Raw genomic sequence first — 2,998 nt, 5'->3', positions numbered from 1 at the left:
ACTCACGCACGCCGTCCCAGAAAGCCCACTGAGTATCGGTGTCAATGTTCATCTTGATAACGCCATAACTTACAGCATTTTTGATATCTTTTAGCTCGCTACCGCTACCGCCGTGAAAGACGAAATTTACAGGCTTTTCGGATTGCAGATTAAATTTTTCGCGGACGAATTTTTGTGAATTTTTTAAAATTTCAGGTCTCAGCACGACGTTGCCCGGCTTATACACGCCGTGGACGTTGCCGAAGCTCGCTGCAATGCTGAATCTATCGCTGATTTTGCCAAGTCGTTCGTAGGCAAGCGCGACATCTGCGGGCTGAGTGTAAAGCCGCGCGTTATCGACGCCGGTATTATCGACACCGTCCTCTTCGCCGCCTGTGACGCCAAGCTCGATCTCAAGCGAAATTCCAAGATCGCTTAAAATTTCCAAATACTTCTCGCAGGTCGCTAAATTTAGCTCCAAATCATCCTCGCTAAGATCGAGCATGTGCGAGCTAAAAAGCGGCGCGCCGTGAGCTTTTTTATTCTCGGCGTTGGCTTTAATGAGCTCGTCGATCCACGGAAGCAGCTTCCTCGCGGCATGATCAGTATGCAAAATCACCGCAACGCCGTAATGAGCTGCCAGAGCATGCACTTGACGTGCGCCTACAATAGCGCCTAAAACTGCGGCATTAGGGCAAGTAGCGCCCGCATAAAACGCTGCGCCGCCGTTGCTAAACTGAATTATTACGGGCGAATTTGCGATTTTAGCGCTTTCCAAGACGGCGTTTATGGAATTTGATCCCACTACGTTTACCGCAGGGATCGCAAAGCCCTGCTGCTTCGCATACGCATAGACCTTACTTACGTCATCGCCACTTAAAACGCCCGGTTTTACTATATCTAAAACGCCCATCTTTAGCTCCTATATTATTTATACTCGATTTTAGCGTTTTTGTGAAGATCTGCCGCTTTTTGCTCGACTACTTTCGCCGCTTTTTGCTGTCTAAGCACGCGCTCAATAAAAGGCTTTGCCTCGCTTTGACTTAACTGCTTTTTAGCTTGAGACTCCTCTTTTAACACGACGTGATATCCAACCCTGCTTCTAATCGCTTTAGTAGTGATTTGACCATCTTTTATCTTAGAGATCGCATCGGCAAAAGGCTTGACCTGATCGCTAGGCATCCAGCCTAGCTCGCCGCCGGTTTGTTTAGCCTGCGGATCGATAGATTTAGCTTTGGCAAGCTCTGCAAATTTAGTAAATAGTGCACTGTCGCTAAGCCCTTTTAACTGCTTAATAATATCGTTTGCCTCGGCTTCGGTTTTAACGACGATCTGAGCCGCTTTGATTCTCGCAGGCTCAGTAAAGCGCGCTTTGTTTTTGTTATAAAAATCGGCTATTTCTTTATCGTCGATACTTATTTTGCTGGCTTCTTTAGCCTGCCATACACGAAGCGCTAAGTTATCTTTTACGATTTCAAGCTCTTTTTTATAAACATCCTCATCCATAACGCCCGATTTTTTAGCTTCATCCGTTAGCAGCATCAGATCGATGCCTTTATCGATAAGCTCCTTTTTTTGATCCGCGTTAAGAGCAGCGATATCTACGTTACCTATGCCTTGAAGTAGCGGAGCAAGCTCCTTTTCGGTTACGTCTTTGCCATTTACGGTAGCGTAAACGGTAGCGTTAAGGCTGATAGCGGCAGCCAAACTAAGTGCTGTAAATAAAACTTTTTTCATCATAATTCCTTAAAAAAATTTTAACGGCGATTATAACTCAAAGTTGTTAACAATCAAACTGTACTTTAGAATTTTAGGGTAGAATTCCGCCTTGAGGAAATGCAAATGAGAAGTAAAAAAGATATTTTAGAGATAAAAAAGAGAATTCTGCAAAACTTTGCAGAAGAGCGTAGCGAGCTGAAATTTAAAGATAACTATCAGCTTTTGGTCTGCGTGATGCTTAGCGCGCAGTGTACCGACAAGCGGGTAAATTTGATCACGCCGCGCTTTTTTGCGGAATTTCCTAGCGTTGAGGAGCTCGCAAAGGCCAATCTGGCAAGCGTAAAGCTGCTAATTAGCTCGTGCAATTTCTACAACAACAAAGCGGTAAATTTAATCAAAATGGCGCAGGCGGTGGTTAGCGACTTTGACGGCGTCGTGCCGCTTGATGAAGCGGGGCTCAAATCTCTTGCGGGCGTGGGGCAAAAGACCGCTCATGTCGTGCTTTTAGAGGGCGCGGGCGCAAATGTGATGGCGGTGGATACGCACGTATTTCGCGTCGCGCATCGCCTGGGGCTGAGCCGTGCAAAGACGCCCGAGCTTACGGAGCGCGATCTAAGCGAGGCTTTTAAGACGGATCTTGGCAAACTGCACCAAGGCATGGTGCTTTTCGGCCGCTACACCTGTAAGGCGATCAAGCCAAACTGCAAGGAGTGCTTTTTAAACGAGCTGTGCCACAGCAAGGATAAGAATTTTCCGTAAAATTTCAGCCTGCAGATGCGAGCTTAAATTTACGGGCTTAAATTTGACGGAATTTTAAAATTTTGATTCTTGGTAGCTGTGTTTATTATGATCTGTGTTTTATAAAAATCACTGCAAATTTTAAATTAAATTTGAATGCAAGAAGCTAAAGCTAAGTATCGCAAGATGATTTTGAAAGTTGTGCAGAAATTTTAATCAAGACTAGGAATAAAGCCCGTCGCAGATTAAAATTTTCAAATTTCTTTCAAAACCAGCGTAGCGACGCCGCAAGCGTAATTTCTATAAAGACGCTCAAAAGAAGGGTCACTACAAAATTTTAAAGGCGAAGTATTTTTTCTTTAGACTAGGCGGAAACGACGGAGGCGAGGGAGCGTATACGCAATACGTGACCGAAGCCGACCGAGTTTCCAACGACATATAAAGGAAAAAGACAGGTCACCGCAAAAATTTAAAGGCGAAGTATTTTGAGATGATTTTTGGGGTTTTGAAGTTAAAATTTGACGAAGATAAGGCATATAGCCTATCAAGTCAAATTTTAACA

Annotated in this window: 3 protein-coding genes; 1 reads left to right on the top strand and 2 read right to left on the bottom strand. The window is 44.5% G+C overall.

Annotated features, from left to right (window positions below; translation table 11 throughout):
• Positions 1–892, bottom strand: an 892-nt coding sequence (gene fbaA / locus Q0256_RS00675) for a class II fructose-bisphosphate aldolase (RefSeq protein ID WP_297959092.1), incomplete at its 3' end; no start/stop codon positions are given.
• Between the two features lie 14 nt (positions 893–906).
• Entirely contained in the window at positions 907–1,716 is an 810-nt protein-coding gene (locus tag Q0256_RS00670) for a peptidyl-prolyl cis-trans isomerase (protein ID WP_297959090.1), read from the bottom strand.
• 105 nt (positions 1,717–1,821) lie between these two features.
• Here Q0256_RS00670 and nth point away from each other — a divergent pair, with 105 nt between their 5' ends.
• Positions 1,822–2,457 carry an endonuclease III gene (nth, locus tag Q0256_RS00665; RefSeq protein ID WP_297959088.1) on the top strand — a complete coding sequence of 212 codons (636 nt, stop codon included), beginning with the start codon at positions 1,822–1,824 and terminating at the stop codon, positions 2,455–2,457.
• Positions 2,458–2,998 lie beyond the last annotated feature (541 nt).

This window comes from uncultured Campylobacter sp. (genome assembly GCF_937949835.1).
Classification (GTDB): domain Bacteria; phylum Campylobacterota; class Campylobacteria; order Campylobacterales; family Campylobacteraceae; genus Campylobacter_B.
The sequence above is the reverse complement of the archived record's forward strand: the minus strand, read 5'-3'. Positions and strand labels throughout refer to the sequence as shown.